The organism is Cytophagia bacterium CHB2 (assembly GCA_030263535.1).
In the GTDB taxonomy this organism is placed as follows: Bacteria; Zhuqueibacterota; Zhuqueibacteria; order Zhuqueibacterales; family Zhuqueibacteraceae; genus Coneutiohabitans.
Window position 1 is genome coordinate 1 of record SZPB01000063.1, and the last position, 22,382, is coordinate 22,382.

The window sequence follows — 22,382 nt, forward strand, 5'->3', positions numbered from 1 at the left end:
GCGCTCGCCGCCGCCGCCTACGCCCCACCGTCACGCCACCCCGATCCCATGCTGGCCACGCCCCGCCGCCTGGTCGAGCTCTACGTCGGCGACTGGCCGCGCCGCGCCGGCGCCACCCTCAACCGTGACGACTCGCTCCGGCTCGAGCTCGACGCTCCCCGCCACGACCGCCAGCAGGTCGCCCTCACCGGCGACCGCCTGGTCCGGACCTATCGCCAGAGCTGGAGCCGGCTGCCGCGGCGCGCGCTGCGCTACGCGCCCGCGCCCGGCGAGCACCCGTGGGATCCCGACGCCGGCAAAATTGATGCGGCCGGGCTGGAAGGGTTGGACGCGGTTGTGCATCTCGCCGGCGAGAGTATTGCAAAAGGCCGCTGGACGGCGGCGAAGAAGGCGCGCATCGTTAATAGCCGTGTGCGCGGCACAAAATTGCTGGCCGAAACACTCGCGCAGCTCAAGCAACCGCCCAAGACGCTCATCAGCGCCTCGGCGATCGGTTATTACGGCGACCGCGGTGACACGATTTTGCGCGAGGATAGCGCTCCGGGATCGGGTTTCCTGGCGGAAACCTCCGTGGCGTGGGAGAGGGCAGCGGAACCGGCGGCGCAGGCCGGCATTCGCGTTGCGCATCCGCGCACCGGCGTCGTGCTCAGCACGGAGGGCGGCGCATTAAAAGAAATATTACTGCCGTTTCGCCTCGGCGTGGGCGGCGTGATGGGGAGCGGCAAGCAATATTGGAGCTGGATCGCGTTCGACGATTTGATCGGCGCGCTGCAGCATGCGCTCAAAAACGAATCACTGCAAGGCCCATTCAATGTCGTCGCGCCACAACCCGTAACCAATCGCGAATTCGTCAAAACGCTGGGCCGCGTGCTCTCGCGTCCCACGATTTTCCCCGCGCCGGAGTTCGCGTTGCGCTTGTTGCTGGGAGAAATGGCCGAGGGCTTGTTGTTTGCGAGTGCGCGTATCGAGCCTGCAAAACTCACGGCAACGGGTTACACGTTTCGCTATCCAGATTTGGAAGGGGCGTTGCGCGCCTTGCTCAAATAATGGTGAAACAAGATTCACAATGCGAAAATCTGAAAAATTTCTATCATCACTGAAGCGAGCCTATACAACAAAAAAAGATGCGGTGAGGCGCAGACGGTGTTTTAACTGCGCCTCACCGCATCTAAAAAGTACTGATGATTATGTGTTATTCGCTCTTCACTAATCCGACCACTTGCCCCTCGGGATCGGCGAACAAAGCAAACGTCACCATGTTCGGAATCGTCATGGTGGGCATGACGGTTTTGCCGCCCAGGCTTTCCACTTTTTTCAAATAGGCGTCGCAATCATCGACCTGCACGTAAAACGTGACATAGCCGGGTTGGCCGGGTTGCGCCGCGCCAATACCGCCGCCGATACTGCCTTTTCCCACCTCTTTGCCGTTGGCGACTGCTTCCACCAGGCCATAGTTCATGGGATTATCGGCGTTGATTTTCCACTCGAACAGTTTGCCGTAAAAGTTTTGTAGCTTTTTGGCGTCCTGGCCGACGATTTCGAAATGTACCACCGGGGCTGCTGCCATGTTGAGCCTCCTTTGCTGAAGCTTTTGTGAAGTAAAATGACTTTTGAGTAATTCAATCGGATGAAGCCATTTTTGTGGATTGATTTTTTGGTGATGATTTCATTGACAAGACGAATGCGCTTTTCGAAAATCGACAAATAAATCAAAATTTTTTGGGCGTGGGCGTCAGCTTTACCGAGTCTCACCGGGTTGTGTCAATGATGCATTTCCTTCCCATATTTTTTGAGCGCTTCTTCAACCTCCAGTTTACGCACGTGCAATAAGTTGCCGGAGAGTTTTTCCGCCGTGTGCGGATCGATATTGTCGATTTCGTAAGGCTTGCCATGCCGGGGGTCGATGTTGGTCATGATCACGTCGAACGTGAATGCCGTCTCACTTCTGGTTTTGAACCAGTGAATATTGTTTTTCTCGTCTGAAATGGAAGACGAGCTTCCTGCCTGCGCGATTTTGTCGATGGTCGGCTTGATGATCAAATGATCACCCTCGTCAGCAATCTTGTCATAATGCCTCAACTCGAATTCGCCTTTGAGAATGAGATGCGCCGACACCATGTTTTTGTGGCCGTGAGGAATGATGGCGCGGCCCTCTTGCAACCCGAAGATCTTTTTGTGAAAAGCATACTCGGAGGGCAAGCCGTACAATTTGGGAAAACTCACCGGCTTGGTTGCCGTCCCCAAATCTGGAAAATCAAATTGACGCGTGAGTTTTTCGAAATCGATAAACTGCAACAACTCTTTCAATTCAATCTGATTCAACAGCGCCTCGACCTGTTCCTGCCATTGTACTAGCGTGAGAGCATTGCTTCGCAAATCGCGGCACATGCTGTCGAGGCGGCCTGCCCAATGCTTTGTGATCGGCTGAACCGCTTGCGCAAACAGCCCGCGCGCAAACAGGGTTTCAAACAAGAAGTAACTGCAAACGGCGTTGAAGCTTTGCTGAATAAACTCCCGGCGTGAGAGTCCTGACATTGCGGTTCCTCAGTGTTGTTGAAATCAAGTTCAAATCAAGCATTCGGAAAATTATGGTCTCCAGCTTTTCCGGCAGTTATGCTGCGGCATTCTCTTTTTGCGCTCGCCAACCGCCTGCCAGGGCCGCAACGATTTTCGCAAAATGCGCCAGCAACAAACCCGGTTTGACCAGCTCTGCCGCCTGCCCGCCGAGCGTCACAATGCTAACATCGAGAATCAAAGAGACAATGACAATCAGAACGGCATGCTGCAGGGCCTTGTCTTTAACCTTGCGCCCGACCCAACGGGTGAGCAAAAAAATCGGCAATGGCGCGAAAAAGAAGACAAACGGCGCGCCGGTGTGTTGCGCGAACTGCCGATAGTATTCCTGATCGTGCACCACCGGATCCATCAAATAGGAATAATACGCAACAAACAGCACGTGGCTCAGCACCAGCAAAACCAGGGTTCCGAACGCCACGAGCAAAATCAGATGCCAATGAATCTTGGACGAAGTCATCGCTTTTCCTCCTTAAGCATTGGGTTCAAAAATTTTTGTTTGACGCAACAATCTAACTCTTGCGCCCTGGAAAAGCGTCACACCTTGTGAGATTTGACTTGTACCATGGAAATCGTGAAAAGAGCTTCACGGTAAAAGTGTATGTCTTGCTTATTCTGATTCGACTTAAGCCTGCTCCTGATCTTAATACGAGACTGATCTCGTGAAGCGGTTATGATTTTAAAACGCTGTCTTTGTGTTCACTTTCGACATGCTGCTCTCTTTGCAACTTGCTGGCTTTGACAAAATCCGACGGCGTCATACCGACATGCTTTTTAAACACGCGATTGAAAGAGGCTTTGTTATTAAAACCGACATCCAAGGCAATGGCCAAAATCGAGTAATGTTCGAAGCTGGGATCCAGCAGCCTTTGCTTGGCCTCTTCCAGCCTATATTCATTGACAAAGTCAAAAAAATTTTTGTTCAACTCGGCATTGATCACCTGCGAGAGGTGATTGGGCAAGATGTGCAGCGCCTCGGCAAGTTCTGAGAGTTTGAGCTCGGGATTTAGAAACGGCTTTTGCGAGGCCATCAACCGCAACAACTTTTCCAAATACGTTTGTGCGCGTGTCGCCGGCAGCGCGGTTTTTTGGTATTTGGGTGGCGCCGGTGAAATTTTCGTTCGCAACAAGCTTTCCGGCCGCCGCACGGCATTGAAACCCACGGCATGAATGAAAGCCGAGAGGATGAGCACAACGGCATAAAAAATTTCCTGCCGGTGCGACTTGAGCAGAAAAAGCTGAAAATATGCGATGAAGAACAGCATCATGTACAAACTGAATCCCAGCGCAATTTTTTTCAGCCAGGCAAGATTCAAGATTTCCGTGCTGGCAGATTCATGCTTAAATTTTTCTTCATAGGTGTTGAGGAAATCATAAGTCAAATAGGCATAAACCAACATTTGAAACGTACTCAACGTCAACAACAAGAATTGCGCCAGGGGAAAAATCACATAACCATTTTGCAGGAGACCGGACACAAAATCCGCCTTAGCTGCAGGCGATTTGGCGTAAAACGGAAGCAAGAGCAGATAACACAACAGCGCCGGCACGAAATGCAATGCGCGTTTAATATCGACTGCAAAGCCCTCTGAGAGCAGGGCCACCGCAAAAAGATAATAAACCGGTCCGATCAAAAACACAAAAGGCAGCGTTGTTCCAAGGACATATGGAATTTGGCGATATAATCCGGTGGCGATAATCGTGTATTCGCTCAGATGCAACGAGATTATCACCAGCAAAAAACTTAACAAACGATTGGCGGTTTTGTCTCCCCTCTCGCTCAAGACCAGTGTGAGGGCGAAGAAAAAGCCCTGCAGCGCGCCAAAGAGCAAGAGCAGCGACCAAAAATTCAGAGTGATGTGAGAAAGGGACGGCATCATCCTCAAACACGGAATAACTGCGTGTTGCAAAATGCCGATTACACAGCCTCCACGATGATCGGCGCAAATCTATATTTGCTCAACAAAAATCAGCAAAACCGCCAAATACTTATCTTGAGGCAGAAACCAATTCTATTCCTGTCATGAAAATCGCGCTGTGTCGGGCGCTGCAAACGGAGAAGGACTCGCGAACGAAAAGTATTTTCACGAAATTTTCTATTTTTGCGAGGCCGCAGCCTGCCTTGCCGCCAATTCTTTTTGCCAGTCGATCGGCCCTTCGGCAAAACGGCGCTTCAGATTTCCCAAAACGTATTTCCAGGCCGCGGAGAAGTATTGATAAGCTTGATCCCATTCCTCATTTTCACCCCAGCCGATTTCCGTCAAGGTGACGCGTGTTTGATTATTGTTGATTTCTTTGAGCCGCACGACAACGCTGGTGCGCTGCTGGCGAACGTTTGGTAAATGCGGCGGCGCATTCCAGGTGAAGGAAAGCATTTTCTCCGGCTGTATCGCCAGAATCATGTTGCCCTCGCCGCCGCGCAAGCCGGGTGCAGCATGAGGAGCAAAGTACATTTCATATACGCCCAGCACACGCAAATCGAGTTTGCACGCCGGCGCAAAGAAACTGGTGACACCCTCTTCTGTCGTCCAGGCGAGCCAGACTTTGTCTGGGCTGGCATTCACGACAACTTCGACCACGACCGCGCGCTCGACTGCCGGTTCTTGCGCAAATGCGGCGATCAACCAGGTGAAGGGAAGAATGGCAAGCGAAAGAAAATCGTTCATCAGGTTTCTCCTTAATGGATTTTTCGAACTGCCCAAACGAGATCATGTCTGTTGCTGCTCTTCCCTTCCATTAAACGTCTTTGCCGTTTTCTTTAGACTATCGCGACGATTTGTTCAAATCACCGCCTAAATCTTCAGCAGCCGCGTGAATTTCAATGTAAATTCGCGGTTGCGGCTGGGCAGGCCGTCTCCAATTTTTTCGCCGGGGCGGCCGCGACTGTCATTGTACACGATAAACAAATCGCTGCCCGGGCTGTGGATGAAATTGAAACGCAGGTTCGTGCTGAGTTCATTGCTCTCGCTGTTATATTGCAACAGTGTGTTGATGAAGGTTCTGGTATTGAACGCCAAATTGAAGCGCAAACCGAAGAGATTCGTATTCAACGCGCCTTGCGGCAGATCGATTTCATTGCGGTCATAATTCACTTGAAACGACAAATGCGCATTCGGGCTATAACCGAAGCCGCCGCCCCAGTTGAACAAGTCACCGTCGTAAAATTCCCGCCACCGCACATTTGCGAAACCGGTCAGCTTGCGTTTCGCGCTGCTTTGAAAATCGGCGCTGAGTAGATGGTTACGATAATCATCTGCCGGGATGTCGATGCCGCGATCCGGGCGAAACGGGAACGGCTGGTCGAGCCGTTCAAAAATTCGAGCATAGCTGAAATTCAAATTGTCGCCGTTAGAGAGTTGATTGAAAAGCGTCAAGCGATAGTCCCAATCTTGCAAGCGGCCCTCGGCATTGGTGATGTGTGAGAACGTCTGAAAGATATTGCTGCGCCGCAAGAATCGGCCGTTGGGTTGCGGGCTGACGCGAAACGTTGCAAAGGTGCGGCGAATGTCCGGACGCAACACAAACCCGACGGGCGGATTGAAGTCTTTATCGATGAACATGTGAGAGGCAAACCAGCCCCAATGATCTTTGGTGAAATCAAGCCCGAGTTTCCACGCGTTCGCGGTGGGACCATCCGAGGCGCGCGATTGTGCGGCAAATGATTGAAACACCAGCGGACTGCTCAACCACAAATTCGCGTCAACGCCATAGGCTTGCTGGTTGTTTTCGCCAATATTGGCGCGGTTGGTAAACATGACGCCGATCTTGGAACGTTGAAACACATCACGGTTCAATCGCACCACGGAAAAATGCGAGCGGGGAAAATCCGCGGTCTCATCCGTGAGAATGTCCAGTGCGCCGATCTCATATTTCCCCATTTTGCCGGTCAAGCGGCCGCCGGCGAGCAGTGGCACAATTTGATTGAAGCCGGCAATGCCGATGCGGCGGCTATAGAACAAAAAAATGGGCGGCGGGCCAAAGAAATTGCCTTCACCGAATTGGAAGGTATTGGCGCTTTCCAGAAAAAATTCCCGCTTCTCCGGGAAAAAGAGCGGAAAGCGCGTGAGATTGACTTGTTCGATGTCCGCTTCGACCTGCGCGAAATCAGTGTTCGCGGTCAAATCAAGCGTGAGATTCGAAGTGAGGCCGTATTTAATGTCAAGGCCGGCATCGAATTTCTCGTCACGGATCGGCTGCGGAGTGAGCAGATCATCGCGCAGGGTTTTGCCCAGAACATAGGGTTTGATCTGCAGATTGCGCCCCGGCGAAAGTTCGCGCAAATCCAGCAAGTCGCCGGCGCGCGATACGCGCAAAAAGCCGCCGTTGTTGTCGCGCGACCATGAAGCCCAATTGACTTGTTCGGTTTTGCGTTTGATGGTGCGCGTGAAATTGATGCCCCAGCTTTGTTCGAGCAGCGCATTGAATTTGAAATTCCACAGCGGAATTTTGAATTCCGCGGACCACCCGTGCTCATGAATTTGAGCGCGGACTTCCCAGACGCCGTCCCAATCCAGATCCGCCCGGAACGCGCCGTCGACGAGCTGGCCGTCTTCCTGCGCGCCGTTGGGGTTGGTCATGAAAAAATACGCATTGCGATGATCGTGATAGGTGTCCACTAAAAAGCCGAAGACATCGTCATCTTCCAAGCCGCTGTCGCGCTGTAATTTTTGTGCGACAATTTTTTGCGGTTCCGCATCATGACACATCGCGCCGATGTAGAGAGAATGTTCATCATACAGCACGCGCACCTCGGTTTTTTCGGATGCGGGCCGGCCTTCATCAGGTTGATACTGAAAAAAATCGGAAATCGTTGCGGCCGTTTGCCATTCCGTTTCCGTCAAGAGGCCGTCGAGTTGAAGATTGGATTCAATTCTGTGTGCCCGCAATTGCAGGGTGCTTTCCGAGTCGGCTGCAACGAGCGGGGCGCAGAATAACGATAAGCATAAGATCAAACGCGAATGAAGGTCTTTGAGCATAACGTGCCATGATTTTGTTTGATGGAAATGAATTCACCAAGTGATGACGGACATAACCAAATTTGAGCAAAACCGAAAGATTTTTTTGACGAATGGCAGCCAGTCGAACAAGAAATTCGTTCAAACCTCGGGCTTTCGGAGTAAGACGAATGACGAGAGAAAAAAGAGACAGGAAAGGCCAAAAAGAATAAGAGGCGGAAGGTGAAAAAAGAGTGCGGTGACCGCCAGCAGCGCGCCGGTTATCAAAACATTGATCGCTGCCGCGGTTTTGAGTACCGCAACGTTTTCACGGAGATGCTTGATCAAAAATACATTAAGCATCCCCAATCCCAGTGTGAAGATGCTGAGATATAAATTGAAACCCGTCAGCAAGTCTCCGGTGGTGGTGGAAAATCCTCCCAAGTTAAAAACATGCGTCTGAATCTCATGAAAGATTTTTCGGTCCTCCTCATTGGTCAACAACTTGGCAGGATCGCTGAAATAATTGAGGCTATGTACAAGGGCGAAAAGAATGAAGACATAGCTGCCAAGTTTGTATAACCGGATGCCTGGTTTGCGCATAGTCTATTCTCTTTTTGGGGCCAGTCTAGAATTAATGAAAACGTCGTGGCGGCGAGGCCTTCAGACGTCACAAATTAGTTGTTCTTGGCGGCATTCACGCCGTTTTGTTGTATTCGTTCTCGGTACGGTACCGTGTCGTAAACAACGATTTCTGTGCCGCTGGCATTGGCGAGTATGCGCGTACCATCGGGCGTGAACACGAGGTTGTAAACCGGATCGGTAAAATCTGAAAATGTTGCAACCGAGAGTCCAGTGACCGTATCCCAGAGACGTACCGTGAGATCGGCTGATCCAGTTGCCAGCCTTTTGCCATCGGGCGAAAAAGCGACGGTCCACACGCGCTGGGCGTGGCCGTGCAATTCATGCAGCAAACCGCCGGTTTGGGTGTTCCAAATTTTAACCGGATTGTCCTCCGCGCCGGTTGCCATCATATTGCCGTCAGGTGAAAATGCAATTGCGTAAATTGTACCGCGATGCGCCGGCAGCATACGAACTTTCTCGAAAGTTTTCGCATTCCACAAAGTCAAAACACCGTCGTGCCCGGCGGTGGCCAGCAGCGCGCCGTCAGGACTGAAGGTGACAAAATAAAGATTGGCTTCATGTTCAAGCCTCTTGAGCAACTTGCCGCTTGCAACCTCCCACACATAAGCTGCTTTATTGCGCGAAGCGGAAGCGACGAGTTTGCCGTCCGCGCTGAATGCGCAGCCGCTGCTACCGCCTTCCAGGCCGCGCAATTCCCGATGAACCTCTCCAGATTTCACGTGCCAAATCTTTACCAGCGTGTCCCAATTGCACGCGACCAACAGCGAATTGTCAGGGCTGAAATCGGCCGCATTGATCAATGCGCCAAGCCCCTTGAAGTTATTCGCCAATGTACCGGTTTTGATGTTCCAAATGCTGATGGTCTCATTCGGGCCGCTGGTGGCCAGCAGTTCGCCATCACGGCTCATCGGGAACGCGTAAATCTGCGGACTGCGGCCCTGCGTGTCCATAAATTCCAAGCCAAAGTTGGTATCCCACAAGCGCAACGTATGATCCGATGATGCCGTGATGAAACAATTACCGTTCGGATGAAATGAAATCGAAATGATTTTGTTTTCGTGTCCATAGAGTTTTTTGACAAGCTTGCCGCTTGTCGCATCCCACCTCATCACTGTTGCATCGGCGCTGCCGGTGTAAATGTGCTTGTTGTCGAGGCTGAACCCGATCGCGAACACCGGCTGTTGATGGCCGCGCAACTCGAACAGCAATTTGCCGGTTTCCAATTCCCACACACGCGGTGTTCCGTTTTTAGTCGCTGCGGCGATCAACTTGCCATCGGGACTGAAGGCGATGTCATCGATCGCCGAATACGCCGCGACATCATCAAAGTGCAGTTCGAGCGGCGGCTCCTCTTTCTTGTCAAGGTTCCAAACAGCGACGCGCCATCCCCACGTGCCGGCAGCGAGATGCTTGCCATTCGGGCTGAAGCGAATATCGACGATGGGCTTTTCGCGAAAGTCGGTGCGCCAAATTTCTTTGCCGTTAGCCATATCCCACAACGACACCAGCCCAACGACGCCTCGTCCCTTCACAAAATACCAGGACGAAAATGCGATGGTCTTGCCATCCGGACTGATATCGATATCTGCCAGGCCACGCCCGCCGGTTTTGCCTTGCCACTCCACCTGCCCGTTGGCGAGATTCCACACGCAAATGGTTGTATCGCGTGAGCAGGAGACAGCGCGCATGCCATCTGGGCTGATTTTCGCGGCATAAACGGCATTGGTGTGGCCGTTCAGGCGTTTGATTTCTTGCAGAGATTCGGCATCAAACAAGCGAATGCTGTTGTCCGGCATGGCGGCAATGATCATTTTGCCATCGGGACTATAATGCGCCTCGTCCGGCGCCGCGTCAGCGAGTTTGACTGCCGCAATGCTGTTGTCGCTGCGCGCGTTGAGATAGCGCCATTCCCAATTGCGCTGTTTTACCGGCGCGGCTGCGAGCCAGCGTTGCGCTTCCGTCGCTTCATTCAAGCGTAAGCAGGCATTCGCCGCCGCGATGTGCGCGAGGTAGGATTGATAATCAGGATTGAGCGCAGGCGTTTTTTTGTTTTGTGCATTGATTGCAACACAAAACAGCATTACAAATAACAGCATTTTTCTAAAAATCGGACCGCACAGCGGCATAACATTTTCTCCAATAAAAGTTGCCGGCTTGATTCGCTGTTTCGCCCTTTCCTATGATCTTACTACTCCGAGCACGATATAGGTTACACCGGTGCTCCCTAAAACTTGAAAATCCTTGAAAAAATCGACCTTTTTCGAAGATCAGAGTGTAACTTATTTAGTGCTCGGGGTAGTAAGGCGAGGCGCCACTCGAAGTGCAAGCTCTTTGCGAGCGCTGCGTGATCGTTGTGAGACCCGCACCCGGCGCGTTCAAATCGACGCCGGAGTGTGAGAAAAATTCCGGATCTTCGACCGTGAGTAAAATATGCAATACTCCGCAGAAAGTTGATCAGCGGCGAGCGCCGGCTCAACGGCAGCCAGGCGCGCCGCCACGAGTGCGGGCGAGCGCACGATCATTACGAAAGTATAGTAGCCTACGATCACAACCAGCGTGCCGAGCAAGATTTTGACTGCAATTCGTCTCACTTGAAGATGACTTGCGCGCTGGCATCTTCGACATAAAGGATTTCATGCCCCTGCACCCATTCGCCGTTTTTCAAGTATTGCGAGCTGCTGCGCAGCTTGCCGCCGGGCAGGATTTCGCCAATCGCCTTGACCTCCGTAACGCCATCTTGATTGCCGGTTACGACTTCATGGCTGATGAATTTGCCGTCTTCAAATTTAACTGTGCCGGTCGTGTAAAATCCTGCGGTGGTGAAGTAATAAAACACGAGGCTTTGTTTTTGCTTATCCCAGAAGAGAATAGACTCGCCGCCATATTCACCGTTGTTGATGGAGTGCAGAATACGAATCGCCTGGCCGTTGAGCGCGCGTTCCCAGCGTGAAATGTCGATGATGGGTTTATCGGGTGTGGAGTTGGCAAATTCGCCGCGCCAGGTTTTACCGATATACGGCGCAAAAGGCTTGAGCGGCTCGGCCAAGGGCTCTTGCGCGAAACTCGCGCCCGCGAAACACAGTGAAACGAGAATAAAAACCACCAGTCGTTGATGCTTCATAATTTGGATTTCCTTGAATTGTTCTGCCTCGGCCTAGCCGGGCATGTGTTGCAGAGAAGCCACGGCCAAGCCGTGGCTGGACCTTGTGGAATTCGAGCATCAATACTCACTAATGCGTCGTTGCCAGCTTGGATTCTTTGCCGTATTTCTGGGTGGCATAGCCGAGAATCAACCCGACGATCGTGCCGGGAATCATGATTTCAAGCCAGTAGTGGTTGCCACTGGGCTGCGGCTGCAGCGCCACCAAAAATGCCAACAGCAAACCCACGGCCCCTCCGAAAATGAGGCCTGTTTGCAATGATCTCACCTTGCGTGCAAAAAATCCGATAATGACACCCGCAATAAGGCCCTTGAGCGAGGACCACATGATGATGTCTCCCAGCATGTTCCGAACTTCCGGCGTGAACCAGGCCGTTAGCCCATCAAATACACCCAGCACGGCTCCCACGATCAGGCCCAACACAGGTTTTGACATGATTTTCCTCCTTCTGGTTTAGGGATTATATCGCTGGCGGCCATATTGTTACACGGCGCCTTTTCTGCTTATCTATTAAACCTTCAGTAAAATTCCTTTATGGTCTGAGCAAAATAGTTAGCAAAATGCGAGCGAGAATATAAGCTGCAATAAGAAACAGGATGAACCGATATTGTTTCAACCAGCGCAAAATCCTTTCAAAAATATTTTCTTTGTAGGAAGTTACGGCCAGGCCGTTCAAAAATCGAACAATATCGCCGGCGAGCGCTTGCGCACTGGCGTAGCGCTGCTCCTTCTCTTCGGCCATGGCTTGTGCGCAAATGGCTGCGAGTTGTTTGGGAATTTTGGCGCCGGGCAAAGCCGGACTTGCGTTTGAGCTTATTGTAGAACTTGAAAAATCTTTTTGCGCAAGTCCGGCGTTGTTGTGCCCGGTTAACAGGAATTTCAAGATTGCGCCGAGCGCATAGATATCGCTGCGTTGATCGATTTGAGCAATATCGCCGCGTTTTTGCTCCGGCGCCATGTAGGCCGGTGTCCCCATGATCGTGCCGTGCAGCGTTTCGCGATTGTTGATTTCGGATTTTGGATTTCGGATGGGCGAGTTTATTCTCTTATTTTGCGTCTTCTGGACTCCATCATCTGTCCCCTGCTCTTCTTTCTCCGCCACGATTTTCGCCAGACCCCAATCCATCACCAGCACCTCGCCGAATGCGCCCACCATGATGTTTTCCGGTTTGAGATCGCGATGAATCACACCGTTGGCGTGCGCAAACGCAACGGCCTCGCAGACTTTTTGAAAAATGCGCAAACGATCGGGCAGCGCATTTTCGGCTTGCGTATACTGATCGAGACGCCGGCCTTGCACGAATTTCATCACATAAAACACGCGACCATCGGGCAGTTCGCCAACGTCATGCACCGGCACAATGCTGGGATGCTCCAATTGGGCGATTACCCGCGCTTCACGCAGCATGCGCGCAGAGAGCTCACCGGAGGCGTCGGGTGTATGCAAAACTTTCAGCGCAACCTTACGATGAAGCTGGGTGTCTTCCGCGAGATAAACCGTTCCCATGCCGCCGCTGGCAAATTTTTCGAGCAAGCGATATTTCGTTTCACCAAGATCGGGAAGATCAGCGACGGTTTGAAGGCGATGAAGAAGATTGTCCGAGAGCCAGGGCATACGAGGGTTATTGTATGGATATTTTCTTCGTCAATCAATCAAGTCTTATTGCGCCCTGTGCAGTAAGAATCAAGTCTGTTCAGAATCGCGCAGCACAACAGGACGGCTCTCTTGCACAAAAACACACGTAAATACTTCAGGGCAAAATGATCTGAGAATTTCAAACTTGTGCAGCGATCATTTTGCCCTAAGGGAGAACTCAGCTAATTTGAAAAGTTTCGCTTACGGCCAGGGCCGGCTTCAGTTGGCCCGCTGCTTTGCCATTCGCCGGCGGCAGCACTTGCGAAAGCTCGGATTTGAGATAGGCGTTCGGATCATGCTGCAACGCGCCCTGGGGTAGCCAATGCCACAACGGCCCCAAATCCTGCTGCATGCGATTGATATAGAATTGTGGAATCTCGGTGGTTTCCTGTTCGAAAAAGCGGCGCAGCGGCAGATCGTGATCCAGGCGGCGGCGCATGGCGGTGTGATACTTGATGCGTCCAAAACCTTCCGAGGAGATGGCGCGCACCACGTTCATCCAGCGCGGAATTCTGGCGTCAATCGCTTGATAACGCCTGCCGATGGCGCGCCACGAAAAGGTGTAGCGCGTCAAATCTACGACATGATCGTAAAACTCCGGCCAGGCATAATTCTTGGGCCTGACGTTCATGGCGTGATTGTTATTCAAAAAATGAAAGGGGAAGGGAATCACGCGCTGATCGCGTTGATAGTCGAGATTGAGTTGCGCCGCCTGGCCGAACGCCGAAAGCAACGAGTAGCCGGGAAAGGCGCCGGGTGTGAGATCGACAAAGCGCTTGGTCAGCTCGAACGGCTCAGGGCCTTCATCGACGTCGAGGCCGAGCACGAAGTTGGCTTGTACGTAGGGGATATAGCGCATGATCATGTTGACATGCTCGGAAACCTGCCGCACTTTTTCCATGCCGTGCCGCGTGCCGGTTTTGGATTTGTTGCCGAGATCATACCACGATTCAATACCCGGCAGCAGGGCTTTGAAACCGTTGCGTTGCAGCCGTTTCAAATTTGCCTCGCCCAGCAGTGAGAGGCTGCTCTCCGCGATGAAGTCAATGCTGTCCGGCGGCGCGACTTCCTCGATGGCATCCATGGTTTCGTTGAAACGCACGCCGAAGTTGGGATCATGCCAGCCGATGAGCGGCCGTTTGACGGTTTTCAAGAGAAAGCGCAAATCTTCTTTCATAAGCTCGAATTCCAGCGCCTGGTAGGGCACGGCAGCATCGATACAGAAACTGCACGTGTAAGGGCATCCCAGGCTGCCGATCATTGGCACCAATTTGATGAAGGGCGCTTTGCGCAAGGTTGGTTCGATAAACTTCCAGCGTTCGCGCACGCCCGGGAGGGAGGTGGGCTGTTGTCCGGCATCCAAGCGCACGCCGAGCGGACGATGCTGCGAACAATCACGCAATACTTCGGTGATTATTTTTTTGTCGGTAAACCCGAGCACATAGTCGAAATACTTCTGGGCATCCTGCGGGTAACATCTCGCGTGCGGGCCGCCAATGACCGTGACTGCGCCGTTTTTTCGAAATTGATGGCTCAACGCATAAGCGAGTTGCGCGGCCTGTGTGAACGCGCCGATAAAAACGAGATCGAGATCCTTCGGCAATTCTTCCTGGAGATTTTCAAAGCCGGTGTAGCAAACCAGCCTGACATCGTGCCCCTCCTCTTCGCACCACAGGGAAATGACCTGTGGCATGATGCTCGCGAAATTGGCATTCATGACCCGTGCAAACAGGGCGCGCGTGGGGGCTTTGGTAACGAGATCGATCACGCCGACACGAAGTTTGCGCATCGTTACTCCTTGAAAAAAGTGGTGAGAAACCTGGCTCGCGAGAAACCGCTCCTCAAGGTCGTAACGCCGGTTGCTGGCCGCTTCGTCCATTTCCAATGGGATTCCGCGCAGAACTGAAATAGCCGTGAGACAGATATGGTAGGAAATTGCCGCTTGAATTGCCACAGTTGTTTTTGAGCGTACCGGCGGGCGGGGAATGGGCAGCCGCGCCGTGCAGGCTTATTCGAGAAGCAGGTTAATTTTGATCAACGCCAAAAACCGTGCGCGCTTCCCGGGCAAATTCTTCCTCCGAACCTGTAAGCTCGCGCAACTTCTCCAATAGAATTCTTCGGAATTCGCGCCGAATGTAAGAAAGATGATTCGTCACCTGCGTGACGGACAGATTGAAGCGGGTGGCCAGCTCGTCGTAGGTGAGTTTCGCCGCGTCGGCTTCGTTGAGATCATAACTTTCGAATAGTTGCAAATGAACCTGTTTGCCGCGGCGCTGGCAGTCTTCGCGCAAGGCATCGAGCGCCAACGCAAACAGGCTGCGCAGCCATTCCGTTTCAAAATAGGCCTCGATGTTTTCATCATCCGCGAGCTCGAGATGCTGCAATTCACCCTCGGCGCTTTCAAAATCTAGCGGGATGATTTCAGCGCCGCCGCCGCGTTTGAGGCGCTGCGCGGCCTTGTTTTCATTGGCAACGTAGCCGTCGAGACAAGTGCGCAAAAATGTGCGGAAGCGCGCTTTGGCAGGATCGTAATTTTCGAGATAACCTTTTTCCAGCGCCACGGCGAAGAAGCCCTGGGTCAGGTCTTTGGCATCTTCATTCGATTTGCGCCACTTCAACCGGAGATATTTGTAGACCGGCTTCCAATAAGCCGTTACAATCGCTTCACGTGAGCGTTGCCGCTCGGCCGCGTCATGGCTGCGCATCGCGATGATCGCCGACCAGCGCGTGAGCGGAAACTGATCCTGGGAACCGCCAATGAAAGTGTCGTCAGGCATGATATTTCCCGGCTATTTCCCCAAACAAGTTTTTGCAAAGCCAGAAAGCGGGCGAAGCCGGGCGTTGCAGCGCTGGATTCGAACGAAGGATTTTGCATTGAATCCGATTCGCATTCCACAAAGAGTTGCAAAGTCCGACTTCATCGTTATCGGTTGGTTTGTTGATTCTCAGAAAACGGCTTGCGGCTTTGGGCGCCATTCATTAGCATCGTGTCACGCAACCGGAAAAACGCAAACGAAAAATTTTCCAGGAAACGTATGCAACATCTCAAATCTTTTGCCTGGCCGCTCGTCGCTTTTACCGCCATCGTTTTCACTGCAGTTTTTCTGAGTTCGCAGGAGTATTCCTGGGGCGACTGGCAACCGGCAAGTTGCATGCCGGCTTCGTGTTTCTGCGAGGACATTCGTCCCGGCGCGGTGGCACAGCCGGCCAATGCCTGGTCGAGTCTCGGCTTTGCATTGATCGGTTTGCTTGTCCTCGGGCAATGCCGTAATGATTTGTCGGTGCATAAACGCCGTGAGCGTTGGAATCCCATGACGCGCCAAAGCAGCTATGCCGCCACCTACGGCGTCGCGTTGATCGTGATCGGATTGGGCAGCGCGTTTTATCATGCCTCCTTGACGTTCGTGGGGCAGTTCTTCGACGTCATGGGAATGTATCTGCTGGCGACATTTGTTTTGGTTTATAATCTTGATCGCTGGCGGGCCATGCCCAAGAAATCTTTTGTGTTGATGTACCTCGCCGCCAATTTTATTCTGGCTTATCTCTTGATCGAAGTCCCGGTTTTGCGGCGCTGGATTTTTGGCGCAATTTTGCTGGTCGCACTCGCGCCGGAACTCCTCCGGCGACGGCGGCAGCGGGTCGATATTCAAACAAAATACTTGCGCGCAGCATTGGCAACGATGCTTACCGCTTTCATCATTTGGGTTCTCGATTACGCCAAAATTCTATGCGACCCGGCCAGTTGGCTGCAAGGCCATGCGCTTTGGCATTTGCTGGGGGCGCAAGCTGCGGGTTACTTGTATCTCTACTATCGCTCGGAGAACATTACACCGTCCGTGTCATCATGATGCTGAGGTATCTGGCGATCTTCTTGGTCAGCTTGCAAACTCCTGAAGTAGAGTACGCTGGCGATGACTTGGGCAGATGGCGGAATGCAAAAGAGTCTTTGCTGCAACACGCGACTAACAAAACTTGTACTCATTGAGGTTAAAAAGTTGAGTTGATCGCATTTCATAAATCATCGATTATCATAACGTCGCGATTTCTGCTATCCGCAATCATCAATCTGAAATCGGTGTAATTTGTTCCGGCTAGCGCTGCACATTCGTCTTGTTGAGCCGGAGGGGATAAATTAATCGTGCGATAAGCCCCCGCGGAAATTTTTCCATCCCTTCGAATCCCAGCCGTTCCGGTTGTTCTTTATCGCCGGGCAAATACGCCGTGCCGAAGAGCCAATCCCACAAACTGAACACAATGGCGAAGTTTTTACCGTGCCCGCCGCGCAGAATGAGATCATGATGCCACACATGCATGCGCGGAGAGTTAATCAGGTAACGCAACGGGCCCCAACTGATTTTCAAATTCGAGTGATTGAGATGGCCGATGAGCGTGCCGAATACCGCAATGGCGAGAATAACGTTGCCCTCAACGCCCAGCATCACCAGAGGCAAGTAGGTCACGCTCTGGTAAACGACGATCTCCATCCAATGAAAGCGAAGATTGCCGATCCAATCCAGTTCTTCAATGCTGTGATGCAATTTGTGGAATTCCCACAACCACGGCACGCGGTGGAGCAGATTGTGCACACACCATTCCATAAAATCTTTGAAGGTAAGAAAAACAAGAAATTGCAGCCACAGCGGGCTGCCGCCCAGCAGCTTGATCGACTCCGGCGGCGGCACCTGCCACACGCCAAGAAATTGGTTCATCTGCTGCATCAGCCAACTGCCGATATAGGCCAGCAAAACGCCGGCATAATGTCCGTTGAAAATCAGCCAGAAATAATCTTGCCCGATTTGTTCACGCCAGGGTTTTTGCTCCGGCCGCCACGGCGCCAGCCGTTCGAGTATCCAGCAAAATAAGGACACCACCAGCAGCCAGAAAAAATAACCGCGTGTGTCCCAGATGATTTGAATCATAGAGTTTTCTGCGATTTCGGTTTTGTCGATTTCCGTTGCCTGCCTGGGCAATGTACTTCAGCATTTTTAAAATGTCAATTGGGATCACCGCTGCGCAAATCCGATGGGGCTGGCGGCGAATCGTGAGCGGGAAATATTGTTTTGCCGGAGGGAATGATCGAAATAAAAAAGCCCCCAGCTTGCGCCAGGGGCCCGGAGGGAGGAAAAAATTAATGAGGTATTAGAGGAAACGATAACCAGTGCCGTGGATCGTTTCGATATATTGAGACGGATACTTATATTCGCCCAGCTTTTCCCGCAGCCGCTTGATGTGAACATCCACCGTGCGGTTGGTGACATAAACCTTCTTGCCCCACACTCGCTCAAGAATTTCCTTGCGGCTGAACACGTTGTTCCGGCGCGACGCGAGCAAATAAAGAAGCTTGAATTGGATATACGTGAGATCGATGGGCTTGCCCGCTTTGCGCACGCGGTGCTCATCGAGGTCAATTTCGATATCCTTGACGCGGATTTTTTTGGCATCCATCAACGCGAGGCGCCGGCCAATGGCCTTGATGCGCGCTGACAACTCGCGCGGGCCGAACGGCTTGGCGATGATGTCATCTGCGCCGCTTTCCAACGCCTTCACGCGCAAATTCTCGTCCTCGCTTGAGGTCACCAAGATTAACGCGGTTTTGTGCGCTGCAATGTCGTCTTGCAGATCAATGCACGCCGACCAAACGCGATCACCGAATTCATCCAGATCTATGATGATGACTGCCGGTTTTTCGGTTACAACAACTTCCGGTAAAGCTTCCAAACGAGAATGACTTTGGAGCGCGTATCCTTCGCTGTCCAAAAGGTGTTCCAATTGCAGAGAAGTGCCGTTGCCAAAGTACTGAACGATACCTTTTTCCATCGACTCCTCCGAGGGGTTCGACATCCTGTACATGTGTTGATTTCGCCGTGGTTGATGATCGAGAAATAGCTGCAACCGGCTATTTCTGCGTGATGGAATGAAATTAAAAAATAGGCCTCACACCGAGAGGGTGTCGTGCAGGTTGCATTCGTCTACAAATCCTGTATAATACCTCAAACCCTGCCTAGGCAATACAACCTTTACAAAAGGATTTGCGAGACACTCAAAGAATCCCGATGTGAGGCACAAAGCCGCCTACTGGTATAACCTTGATCCCTTCAATCAAGACATTTTTTCAATCAGCAACTTGGATGCCACAAGTAATAGTAGACCTCAGAAAAATTACCCACAAGCCTGATAAATGATCACGGTTACGTATTTTTAAGCATTTATATGAGTCACAAATTCAACATCTATAAACAAAAATTGAAGATGAAGCCGGCTCGAAAGCCTTGATTCTACTCAAAAAGTGGCGGAGAGCGAACAATAATCAGCCAAGTGGCGGAAATTGGCCAAATTTGTTGCAAAATAATCAGCAAGGTTACAATCTTGTACCACTGTTGAACATTTGGAATTCAAAATTGTGTTTCGGTTATACTTATTTCACACGTGACTCAACTTTTCACGTGGCCAGCGCTTGCGCTTGTGCGCTTTCACATGTATCTTGCCCATCATTTTTATGAAATCAAACCGATGGAACAACCAGGACAACATTTGATTTTCCTCGAAAACATCTCGAAAATTTATGGTCAGCAGAACAATCGGATTTCTGCTTTAGAGGGCGTCAATCTGACTATTGCAAAAGGCCAGTTTCTCACGCTTTATGGCGCCAGCGGTTCCGGCAAAAGCACCTTGCTCAATTTGATCAGCGGCATCGACCGGCCCACTGGCGGCAGAATTTTATTCGATGGGCAGGATATTACAACGATGAACGAGCATGCGCTGACGCTGTTGCGGCGGGAGAAAATTGGGTTCGTCTTTCAATTCTTCAATCTCTTGCCGACGCTGACTGTGCTCGAGAATGTTTTGTTGCCAGCCCAGCTTCGCGATACCGCACAGGCAGATTTGCAGGCCCGAGGCATTGCGTTGCTGCAAACTTTTGGCATTGGTGATCGCCTGGATGCCATGCCGGATCAACTCTCCGGCGGCCAGCAGCAACGCGTGGCCATCGCGCGCGCGTTGATCAATGATCCGGCCTTGTTGCTTGCCGATGAGCCGACTGGCAATCTCGATTTCGAAACGGGCATGAAGATTCTGGCGCTCTTAAAACAACTGGTGACGCTACACGGCAAAACCGTGCTGCTCGCCACGCACAGCCTCGAGGCTGCGCGCTTCGCAGATCGCGCTTTGCAGGTGCGCGATGGCAAAATTTTTTCATTGACAACGGTTCCAAATGGTTCTTAAGCGAGGCCGCTTATGTTTCGTATGTTTGCCTTCATCAGTTTACTGTTTTGTGGCGCAGAAGCCCTCGCGCAAAGCGCGGCTATCGTGATCAAAGCCGCGCGATTGATTGACGGCCGCGGCGGCGTTCCCCTTGAGCCGGCGAGGGTAAAGATTGAAGGCGGGAAAATTGTCGAAATTGGAAAACAACTGGCCATTCTTCCAAATGCCAAAGTCATTGATCTCGAGGAGGCGACGTTGTTACCGGGGCTGATCGATCTGCATACGCATTTGACCGATCGCTACGGCACTCATTGGGAAGAAGCGCTGGTGAAAACCACGCCGGGACATAATGCGCTTTGGGGTGCGCATAACGCGCGTGTTACACTATTGGCGGGTTTCACGACGTGCCGCGATATGGGGCCAACCTGGCCTTATGTTGATGTTGATCTGCGCCAGGCGATAGAAGAGGGCGCAGTACCCGGCCCGCGATTGCTGGCGGCAGGAAACTATGTGTCTTCCACCGGCGGCGCTGGTGATGCGCGCCAGTTTTCGATTTATGTCGATGTTCCGCTTGCGAAGAACCTCGCCGACGGCCCGGAGGAAATTACGAGAGCGGTGCGCACAAATTTCAAGCACGGCGCGGATTTCATCAAAATTCTCGCGACTGGCGCTGTGCTCTCCAAGGGCATTCATCCCGGCGCACAGCAGTATTCAGACGAAGAGATTCAAGCCGCAGTGATCGAAGCCAATCGCTGGGGCCGGCAAGTGGCCGCGCATGCGCACGGCGCCGAGGGCATCAAAGCTGCAATTCGTGCGGGTGTGCGTACGATTGATCACGGTACATTTCTCGACGATGAAGCGATCGCAATGCTCAAAGCCACCCGCACAACTTTCTATGTGCCGACGCTCTACACCAGCGAAGTGATTGAGACGGAAGGCAAGCTACAGGGTATTCCAGAATCCGAAATTGAGCGCAACCGGCGACTTCGCGAGGCTGAAATTGCTGCTTTCAAACGCGCACTGGCAGCCGGCATTTCGGTTGGACTGGGAACTGATGCTTCGGTGATCCCTCACGGCGATAATGCCAAGGAATTGGCGATGCGCGTGAGCCTCGGCGAATCACCAATGTCGGTTATTGTTTCTGCGACCAGTCTCAATGCGGAAATCATCGGCTGGCAGGATCGCGTGGGCAGCATCGAAGTGGGCAAATACGCGGATCTGATCGCGGTTCCCGGCGATCCTTTGCAAGATATTGACCGATTGCAACATGTCGGTTTTGTGATGAAAGGTGGCGTGGTTTATCGGGATGATTTGGTGCAACGCTAGGGCATGGTTATGCTGATTTGTATGAGTCTCTTGTCCTATTGTTCCGCCGGGCGGAATCTTCTGAAGTTCTAAGCATAACGCGAATCTGAATCAATGAAAAAAATTCCAACGGATGAAAGCGGCCAACGGATTTCGTTATAAGGCTTCTCGCCTGTGGGCAGATTCGATCCGTTTGAGAAAAAATTTTTTTAACCACGGATGAACACAGATTTTCACGGATTATGGCAATTAGCTCTTCAAAGTTAGAATAATCCCGCAGCGGCGGGACTGAAATTCTTTCCCAGCGTCGTCCGAAGCGCTTCAGTTTTCACTGGTTTGAAAACTGGCGTAGAAATCGTTTCTTTCAAAAGAATCGTTTAAATCCGTGCTCATCCGTGCAAATCTGTGGCTAAAAATTTACCACCCCTGAAACACTTGCTCAAACTTCTCCGACTCTTCAATCTCCGGCATTTGCGGCGGCGGCCGCTGGAAGCGCTGCTCTCGCTGCTCGGCATCGCCATCGGCGTGGCGGTGATGGCCGGCATTGACCTGGCCAATGAAAACGCGCTGCAAAGCTTTCGCAATACCGTTGATGCCGTCTCTGGGCGCGCCACACACCAGATTTTCGGCAGCGCCGCCGGCATTCCCGACTCGCTGGCCGCGCGGATTTTACGCCAGCCGCGCTTGCAAGCCACGCCGCTGATCGAGTACGTTGCCGCCTGCCGCGAAGCGCAAAACGATGCGTTGCACATTCTCGGCGTTGATCCTTTTACCGATGCGGCCTTCCGCGATTACTCCGCTGCTTCGACAAGCTCAGCAACTGTTTCGACAAGCTCAGCAACTGTTTTGACAAGCTCAGCAACTGTTTCGACAAGCTCAGCAACTGTTTCGACAAGCTCAGCAACTGTTTCGACAAGCTCAGCAACT

The 22,382-nt window shown here is 52.1% G+C and carries 20 protein-coding genes and 1 pseudogene; 5 read left to right on the forward strand and 16 right to left on the reverse strand.

Annotated elements, in window-relative coordinates:
• Nucleotides 1–48: 48 nt before the first annotated feature.
• Nucleotides 49–1,047, forward strand: a complete 999-nt coding sequence (locus FBQ85_08640; GenBank protein MDL1875218.1) for a TIGR01777 family protein — start codon at nucleotides 49–51, stop codon at nucleotides 1,045–1,047.
• A gap of 145 nt (nucleotides 1,048–1,192) precedes the next feature.
• Here FBQ85_08640 and FBQ85_08645 read toward each other — a convergent pair whose 3' ends face one another.
• From FBQ85_08645 to FBQ85_08710, 14 genes and pseudogenes are all read right to left on the reverse strand, one after another.
• Nucleotides 1,193–1,567 carry a VOC family protein gene (locus tag FBQ85_08645; protein MDL1875219.1) on the reverse strand — a complete coding sequence of 125 codons (375 nt, stop codon included), beginning with the start codon at nucleotides 1,565–1,567 and terminating at the stop codon, nucleotides 1,193–1,195.
• Between the two features lie 194 nt (nucleotides 1,568–1,761).
• Entirely contained in the window at nucleotides 1,762–2,535 is a 774-nt protein-coding gene (locus FBQ85_08650; GenBank protein MDL1875220.1) for a hypothetical protein, read from the reverse strand.
• A 76-nt stretch (nucleotides 2,536–2,611) separates the two neighbouring features.
• Nucleotides 2,612–3,034 (reverse strand): hypothetical protein, encoded by a 423-nt coding sequence (locus tag FBQ85_08655; GenBank protein MDL1875221.1) that lies wholly within the window; start codon nucleotides 3,032–3,034, stop codon nucleotides 2,612–2,614.
• Nucleotides 3,035–3,245: 211 nt separating this feature from the next.
• The gene (locus FBQ85_08660; GenBank protein ID MDL1875222.1) at nucleotides 3,246–4,454 is read right to left on the reverse strand and encodes a helix-turn-helix transcriptional regulator; all 1,209 of its coding nucleotides are present in this window, start codon (nucleotides 4,452–4,454) and stop codon (nucleotides 3,246–3,248) included.
• A 216-nt stretch (nucleotides 4,455–4,670) separates the two neighbouring features.
• Nucleotides 4,671–5,240, reverse strand: a complete 570-nt coding sequence (locus tag FBQ85_08665; protein MDL1875223.1) for an SRPBCC domain-containing protein — start codon at nucleotides 5,238–5,240, stop codon at nucleotides 4,671–4,673.
• A 126-nt stretch (nucleotides 5,241–5,366) separates the two neighbouring features.
• Entirely contained in the window at nucleotides 5,367–7,415 is a 2,049-nt protein-coding gene (locus FBQ85_08670; GenBank protein MDL1875224.1) for a hypothetical protein, read from the reverse strand.
• Between the two features lie 255 nt (nucleotides 7,416–7,670).
• Complete coding sequence (locus FBQ85_08675; protein MDL1875225.1) at nucleotides 7,671–8,111, reverse strand: hypothetical protein; 441 nt, start codon at nucleotides 8,109–8,111, stop codon at nucleotides 7,671–7,673.
• 74 nt (nucleotides 8,112–8,185) lie between these two features.
• On the reverse strand, nucleotides 8,186–10,279 hold the full coding sequence (locus tag FBQ85_08680) for a hypothetical protein (GenBank protein ID MDL1875226.1): 2,094 nt from the start codon (nucleotides 10,277–10,279) through the stop codon (nucleotides 8,186–8,188).
• Nucleotides 10,280–10,528: 249 nt separating this feature from the next.
• Nucleotides 10,529–10,744 carry a hypothetical protein gene (locus FBQ85_08685; protein ID MDL1875227.1) on the reverse strand — a complete coding sequence of 72 codons (216 nt, stop codon included), beginning with the start codon at nucleotides 10,742–10,744 and terminating at the stop codon, nucleotides 10,529–10,531.
• Nucleotides 10,741–11,274: a hypothetical protein gene (locus FBQ85_08690; protein MDL1875228.1), complete on the reverse strand. Its 534-nt coding sequence runs from the start codon at nucleotides 11,272–11,274 to the stop codon at nucleotides 10,741–10,743. The genes FBQ85_08685 and FBQ85_08690 overlap by 4 nt, the downstream gene beginning before the upstream one ends.
• 109 nt (nucleotides 11,275–11,383) lie before the next feature.
• Nucleotides 11,384–11,749, reverse strand: a complete 366-nt coding sequence (locus tag FBQ85_08695) for a hypothetical protein (protein ID MDL1875229.1) — start codon at nucleotides 11,747–11,749, stop codon at nucleotides 11,384–11,386.
• Nucleotides 11,750–11,846: 97 nt separating this feature from the next.
• Nucleotides 11,847–12,929: a serine/threonine protein kinase gene (locus FBQ85_08700; protein MDL1875230.1), complete on the reverse strand. Its 1,083-nt coding sequence runs from the start codon at nucleotides 12,927–12,929 to the stop codon at nucleotides 11,847–11,849.
• 298 nt (nucleotides 12,930–13,227) lie between these two features.
• Nucleotides 13,228–14,739: pseudogene (locus tag FBQ85_08705) on the reverse strand (radical SAM protein).
• 235 nt (nucleotides 14,740–14,974) lie between these two features.
• Nucleotides 14,975–15,727 carry a sigma-70 family RNA polymerase sigma factor gene (locus tag FBQ85_08710; protein ID MDL1875231.1) on the reverse strand — a complete coding sequence of 251 codons (753 nt, stop codon included), beginning with the start codon at nucleotides 15,725–15,727 and terminating at the stop codon, nucleotides 14,975–14,977.
• Between the two features lie 258 nt (nucleotides 15,728–15,985).
• On the opposite strand from FBQ85_08710, the gene FBQ85_08715 reads away from it, so the two are divergent.
• Nucleotides 15,986–16,798 carry a hypothetical protein gene (locus FBQ85_08715; GenBank protein ID MDL1875232.1) on the forward strand — a complete coding sequence of 271 codons (813 nt, stop codon included), beginning with the start codon at nucleotides 15,986–15,988 and terminating at the stop codon, nucleotides 16,796–16,798.
• 243 nt (nucleotides 16,799–17,041) lie between these two features.
• Here the strand turns inward: FBQ85_08715 and FBQ85_08720 are convergent, their stop codons facing one another.
• Nucleotides 17,042–17,869, reverse strand: coding sequence for a sterol desaturase family protein (locus tag FBQ85_08720; protein ID MDL1875233.1), 828 nt, complete (start codon nucleotides 17,867–17,869; stop codon nucleotides 17,042–17,044).
• Nucleotides 17,870–18,089: 220 nt separating this feature from the next.
• Nucleotides 18,090–18,800, reverse strand: coding sequence for a response regulator transcription factor (locus FBQ85_08725; GenBank protein ID MDL1875234.1), 711 nt, complete (start codon nucleotides 18,798–18,800; stop codon nucleotides 18,090–18,092).
• 660 nt (nucleotides 18,801–19,460) lie between these two features.
• Between FBQ85_08725 and FBQ85_08730 the strand changes: the two genes are divergently transcribed.
• From FBQ85_08730 to FBQ85_08740, 3 genes are all read left to right on the forward strand, one after another.
• The gene (locus tag FBQ85_08730) at nucleotides 19,461–20,171 is read left to right on the forward strand and encodes an ABC transporter ATP-binding protein (protein ID MDL1875235.1); all 711 of its coding nucleotides are present in this window, start codon (nucleotides 19,461–19,463) and stop codon (nucleotides 20,169–20,171) included.
• 12 nt (nucleotides 20,172–20,183) lie between these two features.
• On the forward strand, nucleotides 20,184–21,476 hold the full coding sequence (locus FBQ85_08735) for an amidohydrolase family protein (GenBank protein ID MDL1875236.1): 1,293 nt from the start codon (nucleotides 20,184–20,186) through the stop codon (nucleotides 21,474–21,476).
• 414 nt (nucleotides 21,477–21,890) lie between these two features.
• Nucleotides 21,891–22,382: ABC transporter permease (locus FBQ85_08740; protein ID MDL1875237.1), on the forward strand; the 492-nt coding region annotated here is incomplete at its 3' end.